The 12,977-nt window shown below is 59.9% G+C and carries 13 protein-coding genes and 2 pseudogenes; 10 read left to right on the forward strand and 5 right to left on the reverse strand.

Translation table 11 applies throughout. The features are described from left to right. Positions 1-2: 2 nt before the first annotated feature. The 4 genes from ACMFWR_RS32585 (at position 3) to ACMFWR_RS32600 (ending at position 4,305) form a co-directional block, all read left to right on the forward strand. The gene (locus tag ACMFWR_RS32585; protein WP_413197523.1) at positions 3-449 is read left to right on the forward strand and encodes a response regulator transcription factor; all 447 of its coding nucleotides are present in this window, start codon (positions 3-5) and stop codon (positions 447-449) included. Positions 450-596: 147 nt separating this feature from the next. Next, positions 597-854, forward strand: coding sequence for a hypothetical protein (locus ACMFWR_RS32590; RefSeq protein ID WP_413197524.1), 258 nt, complete (start codon positions 597-599; stop codon positions 852-854). 399 nt (positions 855-1,253) lie between these two features. Beyond that, positions 1,254-1,532, forward strand: a complete 279-nt coding sequence (locus ACMFWR_RS32595) for a hypothetical protein (protein WP_413197525.1) — start codon at positions 1,254-1,256, stop codon at positions 1,530-1,532. 91 nt (positions 1,533-1,623) lie between these two features. Further along, positions 1,624-4,305: an excinuclease ABC subunit A gene (locus tag ACMFWR_RS32600; RefSeq protein WP_413197526.1), complete on the forward strand. Its 2,682-nt coding sequence runs from the start codon at positions 1,624-1,626 to the stop codon at positions 4,303-4,305. Between the two features lie 162 nt (positions 4,306-4,467). On the opposite strand, the pseudogene ACMFWR_RS32605 reads toward ACMFWR_RS32600, so the two are convergent. From ACMFWR_RS32605 to ACMFWR_RS32620, 4 genes and pseudogenes are all read right to left on the reverse strand, one after another. Then, positions 4,468-4,961: pseudogene (locus ACMFWR_RS32605) on the reverse strand (transposase); the annotation flags it as partial. A 20-nt stretch (positions 4,962-4,981) separates the two neighbouring features. Next, positions 4,982-5,413: a type II toxin-antitoxin system VapC family toxin gene (locus tag ACMFWR_RS32610; RefSeq protein WP_413197527.1), complete on the reverse strand. Its 432-nt coding sequence runs from the start codon at positions 5,411-5,413 to the stop codon at positions 4,982-4,984. After that, positions 5,400-5,633: a FitA-like ribbon-helix-helix domain-containing protein gene (locus tag ACMFWR_RS32615; protein ID WP_413197528.1), complete on the reverse strand. Its 234-nt coding sequence runs from the start codon at positions 5,631-5,633 to the stop codon at positions 5,400-5,402. Before ACMFWR_RS32615 ends, ACMFWR_RS32610 begins: the two co-directional genes overlap by 14 nt. A gap of 125 nt (positions 5,634-5,758) precedes the next feature. Then, entirely contained in the window at positions 5,759-6,016 is a 258-nt protein-coding gene (locus ACMFWR_RS32620; RefSeq protein WP_413197529.1) for a hypothetical protein, read from the reverse strand. A 692-nt stretch (positions 6,017-6,708) separates the two neighbouring features. Between ACMFWR_RS32620 and ACMFWR_RS32625 the strand changes: the two are divergent. Next, positions 6,709-6,900: pseudogene (locus tag ACMFWR_RS32625) on the forward strand (transposase); the annotation flags it as partial. Between the two features lie 47 nt (positions 6,901-6,947). Beyond that, positions 6,948-7,958 carry a transcriptional regulator CynR gene (gene cynR, locus ACMFWR_RS32630; RefSeq protein ID WP_413197530.1) on the forward strand — a complete coding sequence of 337 codons (1,011 nt, stop codon included), beginning with the start codon at positions 6,948-6,950 and terminating at the stop codon, positions 7,956-7,958. Here cynR and ACMFWR_RS32635 read toward each other — a convergent pair whose 3' ends face one another. Further along, complete coding sequence (locus tag ACMFWR_RS32635) at positions 7,959-8,219, reverse strand: hypothetical protein (protein ID WP_413197531.1); 261 nt, start codon at positions 8,217-8,219, stop codon at positions 7,959-7,961. A gap of 197 nt (positions 8,220-8,416) precedes the next feature. Here ACMFWR_RS32635 and istA point away from each other — a divergent pair, with 197 nt between their 5' ends. From istA to ACMFWR_RS32655, 4 genes are all read left to right on the forward strand, one after another. Next, on the forward strand, positions 8,417-9,442 hold the full coding sequence (istA, locus tag ACMFWR_RS32640) for an IS21 family transposase (RefSeq protein WP_413193415.1): 1,026 nt from the start codon (positions 8,417-8,419) through the stop codon (positions 9,440-9,442). Further along, positions 9,439-10,236, forward strand: a complete 798-nt coding sequence (istB, locus tag ACMFWR_RS32645) for an IS21-like element helper ATPase IstB (protein WP_413193416.1) — start codon at positions 9,439-9,441, stop codon at positions 10,234-10,236. Before istA ends, istB begins: the two co-directional genes overlap by 4 nt. 408 nt (positions 10,237-10,644) lie before the next feature. Further along, on the forward strand, positions 10,645-12,756 hold the full coding sequence (locus ACMFWR_RS32650; RefSeq protein ID WP_413197532.1) for an FUSC family protein: 2,112 nt from the start codon (positions 10,645-10,647) through the stop codon (positions 12,754-12,756). Beyond that, complete coding sequence (locus ACMFWR_RS32655; protein WP_413197533.1) at positions 12,753-12,977, forward strand: DUF1656 domain-containing protein; 225 nt, start codon at positions 12,753-12,755, stop codon at positions 12,975-12,977. The genes ACMFWR_RS32650 and ACMFWR_RS32655 overlap by 4 nt, the downstream gene beginning before the upstream one ends.

Raw genomic sequence — 12,977 nt, forward strand, 5'->3', positions numbered from 1 at the left:
CTATGCCACACCGATTTCTACCGGGCGAGCAATGGAATCGTGGACGAAAAGCCGTCCATGTACCCGCCCGTGTTCTCGCGGTCGACGACAATAATGACACACTGGAGGTTATCTCCATTGTGCTCACGCTTCATGGATACGCTGTCACCACAGCGCCAAATGGTGCTACAGCGATTCGATCAGCGCCGCTTGCGCAGCCTGATGTTGTCCTCCTCGACTTTACGTTGCCGGACATGAACGGCATCGATGTGTTGAAGGCACTGCGAAGCCAAGGCGTTACCTGCCCTGCCGTAGCGTGGACGGCAATGGACTTTGGCTCGGGCAAGCAGGCCTACCGCGAAGCCGGCTTCGACGCTTTTTGTGGCAAGCCTGGTGACATGGACCTGCTAGTTCGCATATTGCTCGCGTTGACGCAGCCGGATGGCGCACCATCCGTGGCCGATCGATGACAGGGTTCATGGACACGCTAAGAGACGAGGTTCTATCTCTCCGTCGTCCCGTTCTCGTCCGCGTTGGCACGCTGGTTGCGAAGCATGGGTGAGGCTTCACAGCCCCGTCATTCCTCATTGTTCAAGCGAATACGCCCGGAGCAGATCATGAACAGCAACCAAGTTGAAGGCGCAGTCCAAATGGCCGCTGGTACCGTTGAAGGCGTCGTTGCCGACGCGATCGGAGACGCGCCCAAGCGAGTCACTGCCACGATGCGCGAGATGGGTGGACGGGCACAAAAGACATTCGGAGACTACGTCGAGGCCCTCTCTTCGATGACGCAAACACATCCCCTTGGAATACTGGCTATCGGTGTTGCTGCGGGATTTTTCGTCGGTGCGCTCCTTGCCAGAAGCCACGAATAGCCACGAAGAGGAGCCCGACGCGGGGGGCGACCATGAGAATCTCGACTAGGCTGGCGCGCTTTCGCTCCCTCGCGACGTTTTGCACGCTGCGCTTCCCGCACTAAGTAGAGTTGGCCGGCTTGGAATTGGCGCTGCTTCGACATCAGTTGGTTCGAGAAACGATAGCATGGCGACGTTGGCAATCGGGGGCCTTTTCACACTTGACTTCGGTTGTATCGCGATCATCGTCACTGCCTTCACTACCCGCTACTTCGTCTTGACAGCTTAGGGCATCGCCGCTGCGTGGTTCGATGTTGTCCTTGTGGCCTTTGCGGCGCTCAAAGCTCGACGGCCACCAGCGGCTCTGTCGGTTTTCCGCAGCGAGCTTGAGAGCGACATTGCAGCAGTCAAGGAGGCCATGTGAAAACGGCGAGATTGAGAACGCAGATCGCGGTGCTACGTGCGAAGGTGTCAGCGCACCGCCTCGAGCTTGCAACCCTCAAGCAGCACGCGGCGCAGCCTCACGATGACCCGGTGTCACTAAAAAGGATCCGGGTGCGCGAGTTCTTTATTGCCGCAACGCTCGTTGGAATCGGTCTTATCGGGCCTCGAGAACTGATCTCCGTGTCAGCGCTCGCCGCCATCGACCCTGGGACGCGGCTCTTCACCTGCCGGGTTGTCACGGGCTGGCTCAAATAGTCCGAGCGAGCACGCTGCCCATCGAATCGATTGTCTGCATTCTGATTCATGCGAGCATAAGGCCCGATCGATGTTCTCAGGTCGAAACGATATGGATGCCATCCGCCACACACGTCGTTCACACTCTGCACCCGATGAAGGTTTTACGGGGTTTGTCAGCGTGCGTGGCGCGCGCGAGCACAACCTCAAAAACGTCGATGTGCGGATTCCCCGCGATTCACTGGTCGTTTTCACAGGGGTGTCTGGCTCGGGTAAATCGTCGCTCGCATTCGGTACGCTCTACGCCGAAGCCCAGCGGCGTTATTTCGAATCGGTCGCACCCTACGCGCGACGTCTGATCGAGCAAGTCGGGGTGCCCGAGGTCGATGCGATCGAAGGCCTGCCCCCCGCGGTGGCCTTGCAGCAACAACGCGGTACACCGAGTGCGCGCTCTTCTGTCGGAAGTATCACGACGCTATCGAGCCTTGTGCGTATGCTCTTTTCGCGCACCGGTACTTATCCGGCAAAGCAGCCGATGCTGTTTGCCGAAGACTTTTCACCGAACACGGTCCAGGGTGCATGTCCGACCTGTCACGGTCTCGGACGTGTGTACGAAGTCACCGAGAAGTCGATGGTGCCAGACGACTCGCTGACCATCCGTGAGCGGGCAATCGCTGCATGGCCGCCCGCGTGGCACGGACAGAACCTGCGCGATATTCTCGTAACGCTCGGCTATGACGTCGATACACCCTGGCGCGACCTGCCCAGGAAGGATCGCGACTGGATTCTGTTCACCGACGATCAGCCGACTGTACCGGTCTACGCAGGACTGACACCTAAAGAGGCTCGCGCGGCTCTCAAGCGCAAGGAAGAGCCGAGTTATCAGGGGACCTTCACGGGCGCGCGGCGTTACGTGCTGCATACCTTCGCCAACACGCAAAGCGCCTTGATGAAAAAGCGTGTGTCGCAATACATGGTCGGTAGCGACTGCCCCGACTGTCACGGCAAGCGGCTCAAACGGGAAGCGCTATCCGTCAAATTCGCCGGCCTTGATATTGCCGAGTTTTCGGAATTGTCGTTGTCGGGTCTCGCCCGATTGCTCGAACCCGTCGCGCGCGGACAGTGGGCCGAAACGGATGCTTCGGCAAAAGGCAATGGCGATGTGCTCAGTAAAGGCGCCATGCGCGATGCCGTCGATAAGCGAGTCGCAGCCGGCGGCTCGGCGCACAAAGCGTCACCCGATATCCGCCGCACCCCGAACCTCTCCAATGAAAAGCGACTGGCAGCACAGCGCATTGCAGCTGAACTTCTGGAACGGCTGAAGACGCTCATCGAACTGGGGCTGGGCTATCTCGCACTCGATCGCAGCACCCCCACACTGTCGTCGGGCGAGTTGCAGCGATTGAGGCTGGCCACGCAACTTGCGTCGCAACTATTCGGCGTCGTCTACGTGCTCGACGAGCCGTCAGCCGGATTGCACCCTGCTGATGGCGAAGCGCTGTTCAGCGCTTTGCAGGCACTCAAGGCTGCCGGCAATTCGCTTTTCATCGTCGAGCACGATCTGCAGATGATGCGTCGAGCTGACTGGCTTGTGGACGTCGGGCCGGCGGCGGGTGAATCGGGTGGCCATGTCGTGTACAGCGGGCCGCCGGCGGGCCTTGCGAACGTCGAGGCGTCGCAGACGCGTCGACATCTGTTCGCGCCGCCGGCGCAGATCGACCGCGTGCCTCGCGATCCCGCGGCCTGGCTGCGCCTCGCTGGCGTCACGCGCAACAACTTGCATGAAGTCGATGTCGCGTTTCCGCTCGGCTGTCTGACAACCGTGACCGGCATATCGGGTTCAGGCAAGTCGAGCCTCGTCAGCCAGGCCCTGCCGGAGTTGGTCGCAGCGAGCCTCGGTAAAGTCATCGAGAGTCCGGACCAGGACGAAGAGAATCCTCTGCTTGCGCCCGCGGTGGTGCCGACCGGCGGCCGTATTGTAGAAGGCATGGAGCGGATCAGGCGGCTCGTGCGCGTCGACCAGAAGCCGATCGGGAGAACGCCGCGTTCCAATCTGGCGACCTACACCGGCTTGTTCGACCACGTGCGCAAGCTTTTCGCAGATACGCCCGCGGCGCGCAAGCGTCGCTATGGCGCAGGACGGTTTTCGTTCAACGTAGCGCAGGGCCGCTGTCCAACATGTGAGGGCGAAGGGTTCGTGAGTGTCGAGCTACTGTTTTTGCCCAGCGCCTACGCGCCCTGTACGACCTGTCACGGCACACGCTATAACGCCCAGACACTCGAGATCACGTGGCGTGACAAGAACATCGCCGAGGTGCTGAATCTGACGGTCGATGCCGCATGCGAATTCTTCGCCGACACAGCGAGCGTCATGCGTGCGCTCACCACGTTGCGCGACATCGGCCTGGGTTATCTCAGGCTCGGTCAGCCTGCGACGGAACTGTCGGGTGGCGAAGCGCAGCGCATCAAACTTGCGACAGAGCTACAGCGCGCGCAACGGGGCGACACCCTGTATGTTCTTGATGAGCCCACTACCGGTCTTCATCCCGCCGACGTCGACCGACTGTTGATCCAGCTGCAAGGACTCGCCGACGCAGGCAATACGGTGGTCGTGGTTGAACACGATATGCGCGTGGCCGCGCAGAGCGACTGGGTCATCGACGTAGGCCCTGGTGCGGGCGACGCCGGAGGAACGATTGTCGCGAGCGGCTTGCCATCGCAGGTCGCACGAGAGCCAAGGAGTCGTACGGCGGCGTATCTGCAATCGCAGTTTGCAGGCATAAAACGCTCGTGACTCTGACCGGCCCTGCTTCTTAAGACCACGCGACTGCAGAAACAGCGGCTGTTGATCGTTGGTGTCCCTGTGTCCGGCGAAACGCGGTAGGCGTTTGATAACGACGCAGGGTCGCGCCCTAACGCGACGGCCCCGTCTAGTCTCCCTCCTGTTGATGCGCGCTCAATCCTGACCCACGGGGGATGCGGCTATTTTCTTGGACTGATTTACGTCGTTAGTTCCCAGGCTTTCACGGTACTCGATGGGGCTGAGGTAACCAGGAGTGCTCTTGATCCGCTTCTTGTTGTACTAACGAATGTAGGCCCTCAGCACCTCAACGAACTCCGCGATGGACGTCGAACGCCAGTCTCCTGGATAGACATTTCGGTCTTCAGACTGCCGAAGAATCCCTCACAGGCCGCGTTGTCTGGGGAATAGGCCTTACGCGACATGGATCGAATCAAGTTAGCCTTTGCAATCCGCGATAGCCAACCATGCCAACGGTTGTGGCCACCCCGATCAGAATGCACGATCGGTATCTCATCGTCTTCGGTCACGGTCTCGATAGCCGCATCTAACATGGTATTCAAGAGCTCCGCGTCAGGGCTCGTGACAATCGACCAACTGACTACCATGCCATCGAAGCAGTCGATCATGTGCGACAAATATACCTTACCCTTCCAGGTTTTCCTCGTTGTTAGTCTCGGCAATACCCTTTGAACGGGTTGACCACGCGAGCCCCCGTTCCGGCGAAATCATCGACGTTCCGCGTCACCACGATCAGGTCGTGAATCAACGCGGTCGCCGCGATCAACTTGTCGAGCGAGTGTTCGGAATGAGGGACGCGCAAGCGTCCCCATATCTGCCCTATCTCCTCGTCCACCGCCAGGATGCTCGAAGCAAACTCCTGAAGCACACCATTGAGCCAGTTTTCAAGGCGGGTTGCCTGGGGCTTGTCGCCACGGTGACGAATGATTTCCACGCCCCGCCGCAGTTCGCCAACCGTTACCACCGAAAGGTACAGGTCGGCATCCTCCTGCGCTGCCTTTCGGAAGAACGCCATTACACCCTTGTCCGCTCGCTCCCTCTTCCGTACTTCGCTGATGACATTTGTATCAACCAAATACATTCGCTGCCTCACCGTCATCCACGCGCGCAAAATCGGCGTCGGATCCGACGTTCGGAATGGTCATCAACACTTCCGCGAACGTCTTGCGCTGCGGAGCGCGTAGCGCCTTTGCCAAAATCTCGCGATGTTCGGCTTCGGCGCTGCGCCCATGGGCTGCGGCCCGCTCGCGCAGGCTTTGGACAAGTCCCTCATCCACATTTCTAACCAGAAGATTTGCCATGATTCACTCCCACACTCGAATTGCTATCAATGATAGCATGTCGCACGGGAAGTGCAAGCATTGATAGCAAACGAAGGCGCCATGGCATCACGCGCCGCGCGGGCGCCGATCCCACAGATAACGGCTCAAAACGGCTGCGATTTTAAAACACCGCAGGCGCAGATCACGCCGCTCACAATCGCCGCCAGCCGCACCGGATCGGCCTTAACGAGGGTTTTAACTGCAGACAAACTAGACACCCCGATCAGTGCCTGGATAAGCTTGAGCGACCGGCCCTGCGGTGAAGATTTACCGCAAAGGTCCGCCGCGCTGCCGAAGCGTTTCTGCCCTCGATCCCCGCCTGTTGAAGCAATCGGCGGACAATCTCGGCCAAGGTTTCGCATGAATAGCTGATCGCGCCGCTTCCAGTCACGCGCCGCGTGAACGTGAATGGATCACCTTCGCCCGCTCTCCAAAGCGCGCCGTACGGGCCCAGCCCGCGGTACGAGATAGGTTTGGTAGTAACGCCGTGCCGTGCAACGATCTGGTACGCGAGCTTGGGGGCAAACTTCTCTGACGGACTTGTAAAGTCTCACTTCCTCGAAGAAAGCAGCCCCCGGTCCGGAGGCCAATAACTAGCCCTCATTGGCTTGGTTTCCTTGATTTCTGTTCGTAGTGCGACGCGATCGTAGATCGCAATAAAGTTGTCAATTCGCCGAGGCGCACGGGGCCTAAGGGGTCGAGTGCCGCGAATCCTTGCTGGGCAACGGTTTCCGGGATGCGAATTAAACGTGTCAATTGCCCGGAGTCCGGACATTGATGAGAATCCCGAAACGCGCACTGTCCGCACGCGTGCGCAACTGCCGGGCAAAACCGAGAACCGGCCGGCGGGTCCAAACCGGCCAGTTTCGGTCACTAGACGGCGGTCCCTAGATCATCGAAAATCGCCTGACACGTGTACGAAACACAGTACGCATGAACTGCCCCACTTGCGACTTTGAAAATGACAGTCGAAGGACTTCGGCGGAATTTTCTCCAGTTGGTCGAAACCTACGTAACCGATTCTGGGGCTCGTGACGGGCTGCAATCCTTGTAGATCGGAAAGACACGCTGGCCCATCGAGATATCCATTGCATGGTTGCACTCGTTTCGGCGCTTGAAGATCCGATATGAACGCCTCGCTCATGTTCACGAGGCATTCCTCTCCCTGCCTTGCTCGTTAATCTGCTGGTCGCATCTCGAGGCTTGGCCCCTTCAATTTCGCAACAGCTTCTCAGCGCGCTTTTGACGCCCTCTTGCCAAGACAGCACGCGCAGTCTGGCTCAGAATGTGCACATGAAAGCTTCAAAGCGCGCCTCGATTCTCCGGGATATCCGCTATCTGCTCGCCATCGACGAGCATCGAAGCTTTACGCGCGCCGCGGATGCGCTTTATGTCTCACAGCCCGCGCTTTCGCAAAAGATCCGACAACTGGAAGAAGACCTCGGCGCGCCGTTGTTCGATCGAAGTGGACGGGGCATCACGCTCACCGACTATGGCGAGACCTATCTGGGCTTCGCGCGACGCGCTTTCCGCGATTTGGAAGCCGCGCAGCGCGCGATGCAGGACGTCGAAGACCTGTCGCGAGGTGAATTGCGCCTAGCGTTCACGCCGACCTTTACCGAGTATCTGGTTGCGCCGCTCGTCGAAGCGTTCTATGCGAGCTATCCGAAGGTCTTTGTCGAGCTAAGGGAAATGTCACTCGACGACGTCGAGGCAGCGCTCACCGAGGACAGCGTAGACCTCGGCTTGGGCTTTCTCGATGTTAGATCCGATGACGTCGAGGCCGAGCCGCTCTATCCGGAACGGCTCATGCTCGTGGTGGGCGCGACGCATCCGCTTGCGAAATCGCGCAGCCCCGTTACACCCAAGCAGCTTGCGCAAACACCGCTTGCTTTGCTCGCAACGGGTTTCGTGTCCCGCTACTACGTCGACAGTTATTTCAACGCCTGCGGCATTACGCCGACGGTCTCGCTGCATGCCAATTCGATCAGCGCGATTCTCAAGACCGTGAGACGCGGCCGAATCGCGACGATCCTGCCCAGCACGATCGAGTTCGAGCATCGCGATTTCCGCTATGTCGCACTCGATCCACCGTTCCCACTGCGTACCGTCGCGCTTCTTCGACGCAAGCGCGCGTACCGAAGCGTAGCGTCGGCAGCGTTCGAGTCGATGCTGAGATCGATGTTGAACGGAGGGAGTCTGTCGTCGCTACGCACCTTGACGACCCTCTCGCCCGACGGCAATGACGGTCTCGATACGCTTCCCAAGGTCGATGCGATGCCCGAAAAACGGCACGGGCGCTAATCAACCGAAGTAGATATCACAGAAGCTTGCAGGGCCGACGCATTGGCTGCCCTTGTTTTCATGGGCACGGAGCCACTTCAGGAGACGCGGTGCCTTGTGCTGTGTCGTCGATGCTGCCGTATTGCCCGCGTCACTGCTTTGCACAACGCCCTGCGAGACGGGCGCCGCATGTGCCGTTTGCGCTTGTGCGAACGTCGACGACAATGCGCCGGCTGCGACGAGAAGACCGATGGACAAGGTCGTGACAAGTTGCTTCTTCATTTGATTCACCTTTGAAAGTTCAATATCGGGTTAGACATCCGGCCGCAAACAACGTAAGTGGCGCTCGGCTTCTACCGGGACACGTACCGTGTCAGCGGCACTGGTAAATTGATACACAGTCGGCACTGAGGAATTGATACACCTCGACGAAGAGATAATGGCCGCTTTGAGCGGCGATGGTCTCGTACGAGGGATACATGCAGATCAAGATATTGCACAAACAGGGCAAGAGCCTTCGCGCCATAGCTTGTGAGGTTGGCTGCTCAGTCAACACGGTGAGGAAGTACTTGGCGGCGCAGGACGCGCCGACGTTTCGGCCTGCAACGACGCCACGTGAGTCGATACTGGTTCCGTACGAAGCCTATCTACGAGAACGCGTAGCGGCAGCGGCACCCGAGTGGATTCCGGCGACAGTCCTGTGGCGCGAGATTCAGGCGATGGGGTTTGGCGGCGGCGAGCGGGTCGTGCGCAAATTCGTGGCTACGCTGCGCCCCGCGCAACCACCCGATCCGCTCGTGCGATTCGAAACTGCTGCAGGCGATCAAATGCAGGTGGATTGGGTCGAGTTCCGCAGGCGCAAAGGTGCGAACCTGTTCGCGTTCGTCGCCACTCTCGGCTACAGCCGCGCGGCGTACGTCGAGTTCGTTTCCGACATGCGACTCGATACTTTGCTGACGTGCCATGCCAATTGTTTCGATTGGTTCGGCGGCGTGCCTCGGCGAGGGCTCTACGACAATATGAAGACTGTCGTAGTTGAGCGAGACGCATATGGTCCGAAGCAGCATCGCTTCCAACCTGGGTTTCTCGACTTTGCTCGGCACTATGGGTTCCAACCCGAGCTGTGTCAGCCGTACCGCGCCAAGACCAAGGGCAAAGTCGAACGGATGAACGGCTATTTGCGCCGCAGTTTCTACGTACCGTTGGCCGCTCAGTTCAAGGCGGCGAGTGTTGAGCTAGACGTGACGACAGCCAACACTCAAGTGTGGCGCTGGCTGCGCGAGGTCGCACACATGCGGGTACATGGGACAACCAAGCTCAAGCCGGGCGAACAGTTGCTTGTGGAGCAGAAGGCATTGCAGAGTCTGCCGCCGCCGTATCCGGCCTTGTTGCCAGCAACGACGCCGGCGAGCGGGCAAGAGTTGCGTGAGCGATTCCACGACTGGCTCTCTCCGCTGCAGCACCCGCTGTCGGTGTATGACCAGTTGATTCGGGTTGCCGCATGAACGTCGCACATGAACGTGTGGCGCAGCTATGTGCCCAACTCAAGCTCTCGACGGTCGCTGACGTGCTGCCGCATTTGGCTCAGAAGGCCATCGCCGACGAGATCAACCTGACCGAGTTCCTGGAGTCGGTGTTGAAGGCCGAGCACACGGCGCGGCTCGTGCGGCAGCGAGCGACGTTCGCACGCCTGGCAGGCTTCCCGGCGATCAAGACTCTGGATGGCTTCGACTTCGCCATCGCTAGCGGCGTGCCGAGATCGCAGGTTCAAGAGCTGTCGAGCCTTGCCTTCCTGGAGCGCAACGAGAACGTCGTATTGCTCGGACCGAGCGGCACGGGCAAAACGCACATCGCGATGGCACTGGGCTATGCCGCGACGCAGGCGGGCATCAAGGTGCGCTTCATCACGGCGGCGGATCTGCTGATGATATTGACAACGGCGCATCGACAAAATCAGCTCGGCGACGCGCTCAAACGATTCGTGAATCCGTACCGACTGTTGATCATCGATGAGATCGGATACCTGCCCATGAGTCGCGAGCAAGCCAACCTGTTCTTCCAGGTGATTGCCAAACGATACGAGCGCGGCAGTCTGATCGTGACCAGCAACCTTCCGTTCGGGCAATGGGATCAGACGTTCGCCGACGACGCAACGCTGACTGCCGCGATGCTTGATCGGCTCTTGCATCACGCTCACGTCGTGGCCATCCAAGGGGAGAGCTACCGGCTACGCGAGAAACGACGGGCCGGGTTGGTCTCGAAGAGATCGGCTGTGCCAAAGGAGGACGACGCCCACTGAGCGCGGCCGGCACCGCAATAACACCACAAATCGGTGTATCAAATCTAAAGTGCCGATGCCGGAAGTCGCTGTATCAATTCCGGAGTGCCGTTGACATACCGCATTGCGCTGTCGTTGATGTGTAGGTTGGACTTCGGCGAATCGCACGTCCAAGGCTTATTTCGGATAGCCGCCATAAGCAGACCGAATAGGTGACGGTAGCGCCCCTTGCCACGGAGCAAGCCCCTGCAGGTCGGATCAAGGCCGCCCGGGCCCCGTCTGCCAAAGCACCGTAAACCTGCTATAAGAAAACCGAATCGCGGTCGTAGGAAATCCGTCTTGGACGTATCTGTGGGCCTTGAGCACAATTCGCCCGTCACTGAATAACGTGACATTCTGGATTTGTCTGACCGTTCGAAGGTGGTGCCTGTGTCGCAATCGCACATTCGTCTTCTGCGTCCAGGCGAGTTGCTCGCGATCGACCTTGGGCGGTTATTGTTTTCGCTTACCACCTTCGTCGCGGCGGCGCTCGTCCTGTTCGTCTCGTTCGCGGTGAGCCTGCCGCGTCCGTGGTGGGCACTGCTGACGGTCTACGTCACCGCGCAGCCGATGGCCGGTGCGTTTCGGCCGAAGGTCCTCTATCGGCTCGCGGGCATCGCGGTCGGAGCCGTCGTCACGATTCTCGTCGTGCCCAACATGCAGAACGCCCCTGCGTTGCTGGTCGTATGCCTCTCGATCTGGATGGGGATCTGCATCTATCTTGCGGTGCTCGATCGCACGCCGCGCGCATTCCTTTTTCAAATGGCCGCGTTCAGTACGGCAGTCATCAGCTTTCCCTACCTCTACGATCCCGTCGACATCTTCACGACGACCATATCGCGCGTCGAAGAGATGACCGTTGCCATTCTTTGCGTGACGGTCACGCATATGCTTTTCTATCCGACGAGCGTGCGGACGCTGATTCACGAGCGCGCGGAGTCGTTTCTCGCGCATGCTTCGCAATGGACGACCCAGGCACTCGGCGGGGTGCATACGAGACTGGAATATGAGAACCGCCGCAAGCTCGCTGCGGACGTCACCGAACTTGGCATGATCGCGGTCAACCTGCCGTTCGATTACCGCTATTCCAACGCCACGCGCGAAACCATCACCGAGCTTCAACATCGGCTTGCCGCACTGATTCCGCTGGCCTCGGCCGCAACGGACAGGCTTGACCGGTTACGCAACGGCAACGCGCTCGACCAGGAGACCGAGGCGCTGGTGAAAGCGATCGTAAACGATCTCAATTCGGCACCCGACACGGCCGACGCGCTCGATCTCGACCTGATACATCGAAGCCGCATGCTTTCCGCCAGACATCTGACTGAATCGTCGTGGCAAGCGATGCTCTCGGCCAATCTCTGCGACCGCCTCGCGGCATTCGTCGAGACGTTGCACTCCGCGCGCGTGCTTGTCCGGGCGATCGCGTCGCAAGAAGCGAGCGACAAAGACGCTGTATGGAGGCGCACCCGGTCCGATCGAACCGTTCCGCGGCGTCGTAGCGGATTCGGTGTCACCACGCGTAAATTCCACCTGGCACGCGACCATGGACTGGCACTGATCGCGGGCCTGGCAACGACGACGGCCATCGGCATCTATTGCGCCGTGTGGGTCATGCTTGCGTGGCCCAGCGGTTCAACCACCGCGGCGTTTGCGGCGCTCATCACGTGCTCGTTTGCGGCGCAGGACGATCCTGCCCCGGCCATCGGCGCCTACCTTCTTGCAACGCTGGCGACGTTTCCTCTGGCCGCGCTTTATCTGTTCGTCGTTCTGCCGCGCGTCGACGGCGCGTACATGCTGATCGTCACGCTCGCGCCCGCGCTCATCTGGATGGGCTATCTGCAAGCGGACCCCGCACGCGCATCGAAGGCGTTGCCCATGCTCTCGTGCTTCATTGTCGCGATGCAGTTTCTTGATCGCTTTCAGATTGACTTCGCGGGCTTCGTTAACACCGGGCTCGCGCAAGTCGCCGGCATTGTGACGACGCTGGCGGTCACCAAGCTCTTCCGCTCGACCAGCGCACGCTGGACTGCTTATCGGATGGTGCATAAGAACTGGGACGACCTTGCCCTGCTCGCGGACGTCAGCAAGCCGCTCGACGCGCACGAATGGACCGCGCGGGCGACGGACCGTCTCGGGCAGATTGCCGCGCGCATGGCTTACGCCGGTCCCGAAGATGCACTGCACGCCGTCGACGGGCTCTACGATCTCCGCATCGGACGCAACGTGATCCAGGCCCGCGAGGGACTGGATGACCTGCAGGCCGACACACGGACCGCAATCGAAAATGCCCTCCGCGAACTCTCGCGTCTCTATCGGCTGCGCCAGGACGAACGCAAGGCGGTCAAGCCCACGCCATCGCTCGTTGATTCGCTCGATCGCGCGATCGACCAGTTGCAGCAGCCTCGCCCCGCTTCGGGCGACAGGCTGCTGCTCGCACTCGTCGGCATGCGCTGCAACCTTCTTCCCGGCGTGGCGTGGGCGCGCGCTCGACCATCATGATTGAAGAGATTCATATCTTCGGGATCTATTTCCCCGCTGGGCTTGCGTGGGCCGTCTTGTCCCTCGTCATTACGTCGCTGCTGCGGGGTCCGCTGCTGCGTCTGCCTTTACGTGTCGTGCTATGGCAACCCGCGCTCGTCGAGCTCGCGATGTTTTTGCTGATCTGGTGGGGCATCGCGCGTATCGCCGATCTCTACTTGCCCCGTGGAATGGTGTCCTGA

Origin of the sequence: Pararobbsia alpina, assembly GCF_965118125.1 — a bacterium.
GTDB lineage: Bacteria > Pseudomonadota > Gammaproteobacteria > Burkholderiales > Burkholderiaceae > Pararobbsia > Pararobbsia alpina_A.

Excerpts from the sequence above, each read along its gene's own strand:
- ACMFWR_RS32585 (WP_413197523.1), top strand. The coding sequence starts at position 3 with ATGCCACACCGATTTCTACCGGGCGAGCAATGGAATCGTGGACGAAAA.
- ACMFWR_RS32590 (WP_413197524.1), top strand. The coding sequence starts at position 597 with ATGAACAGCAACCAAGTTGAAGGCGCAGTCCAAATGGCCGCTGGTACC.
- ACMFWR_RS32600 (WP_413197526.1), top strand. The coding sequence starts at position 1,624 with ATGGATGCCATCCGCCACACACGTCGTTCACACTCTGCACCCGATGAA.
- ACMFWR_RS32610 (WP_413197527.1), bottom strand. The coding sequence starts at position 5,413 with ATGTATTTGGTTGATACAAATGTCATCAGCGAAGTACGGAAGAGGGAG.
- ACMFWR_RS32615 (WP_413197528.1), bottom strand. The coding sequence starts at position 5,633 with ATGGCAAATCTTCTGGTTAGAAATGTGGATGAGGGACTTGTCCAAAGC.
- ACMFWR_RS32620 (WP_413197529.1), bottom strand. The coding sequence starts at position 6,016 with ATGCGAAACCTTGGCCGAGATTGTCCGCCGATTGCTTCAACAGGCGGG.
- cynR (WP_413197530.1), top strand. The coding sequence starts at position 6,948 with ATGAAAGCTTCAAAGCGCGCCTCGATTCTCCGGGATATCCGCTATCTG.
- ACMFWR_RS32635 (WP_413197531.1), bottom strand. The coding sequence starts at position 8,219 with ATGAAGAAGCAACTTGTCACGACCTTGTCCATCGGTCTTCTCGTCGCA.
- istA (WP_413193415.1), top strand. The coding sequence starts at position 8,417 with ATGCAGATCAAGATATTGCACAAACAGGGCAAGAGCCTTCGCGCCATA.
- istB (WP_413193416.1), top strand. The coding sequence starts at position 9,439 with ATGAACGTCGCACATGAACGTGTGGCGCAGCTATGTGCCCAACTCAAG.
- ACMFWR_RS32655 (WP_413197533.1), top strand. The coding sequence starts at position 12,753 with ATGATTGAAGAGATTCATATCTTCGGGATCTATTTCCCCGCTGGGCTT.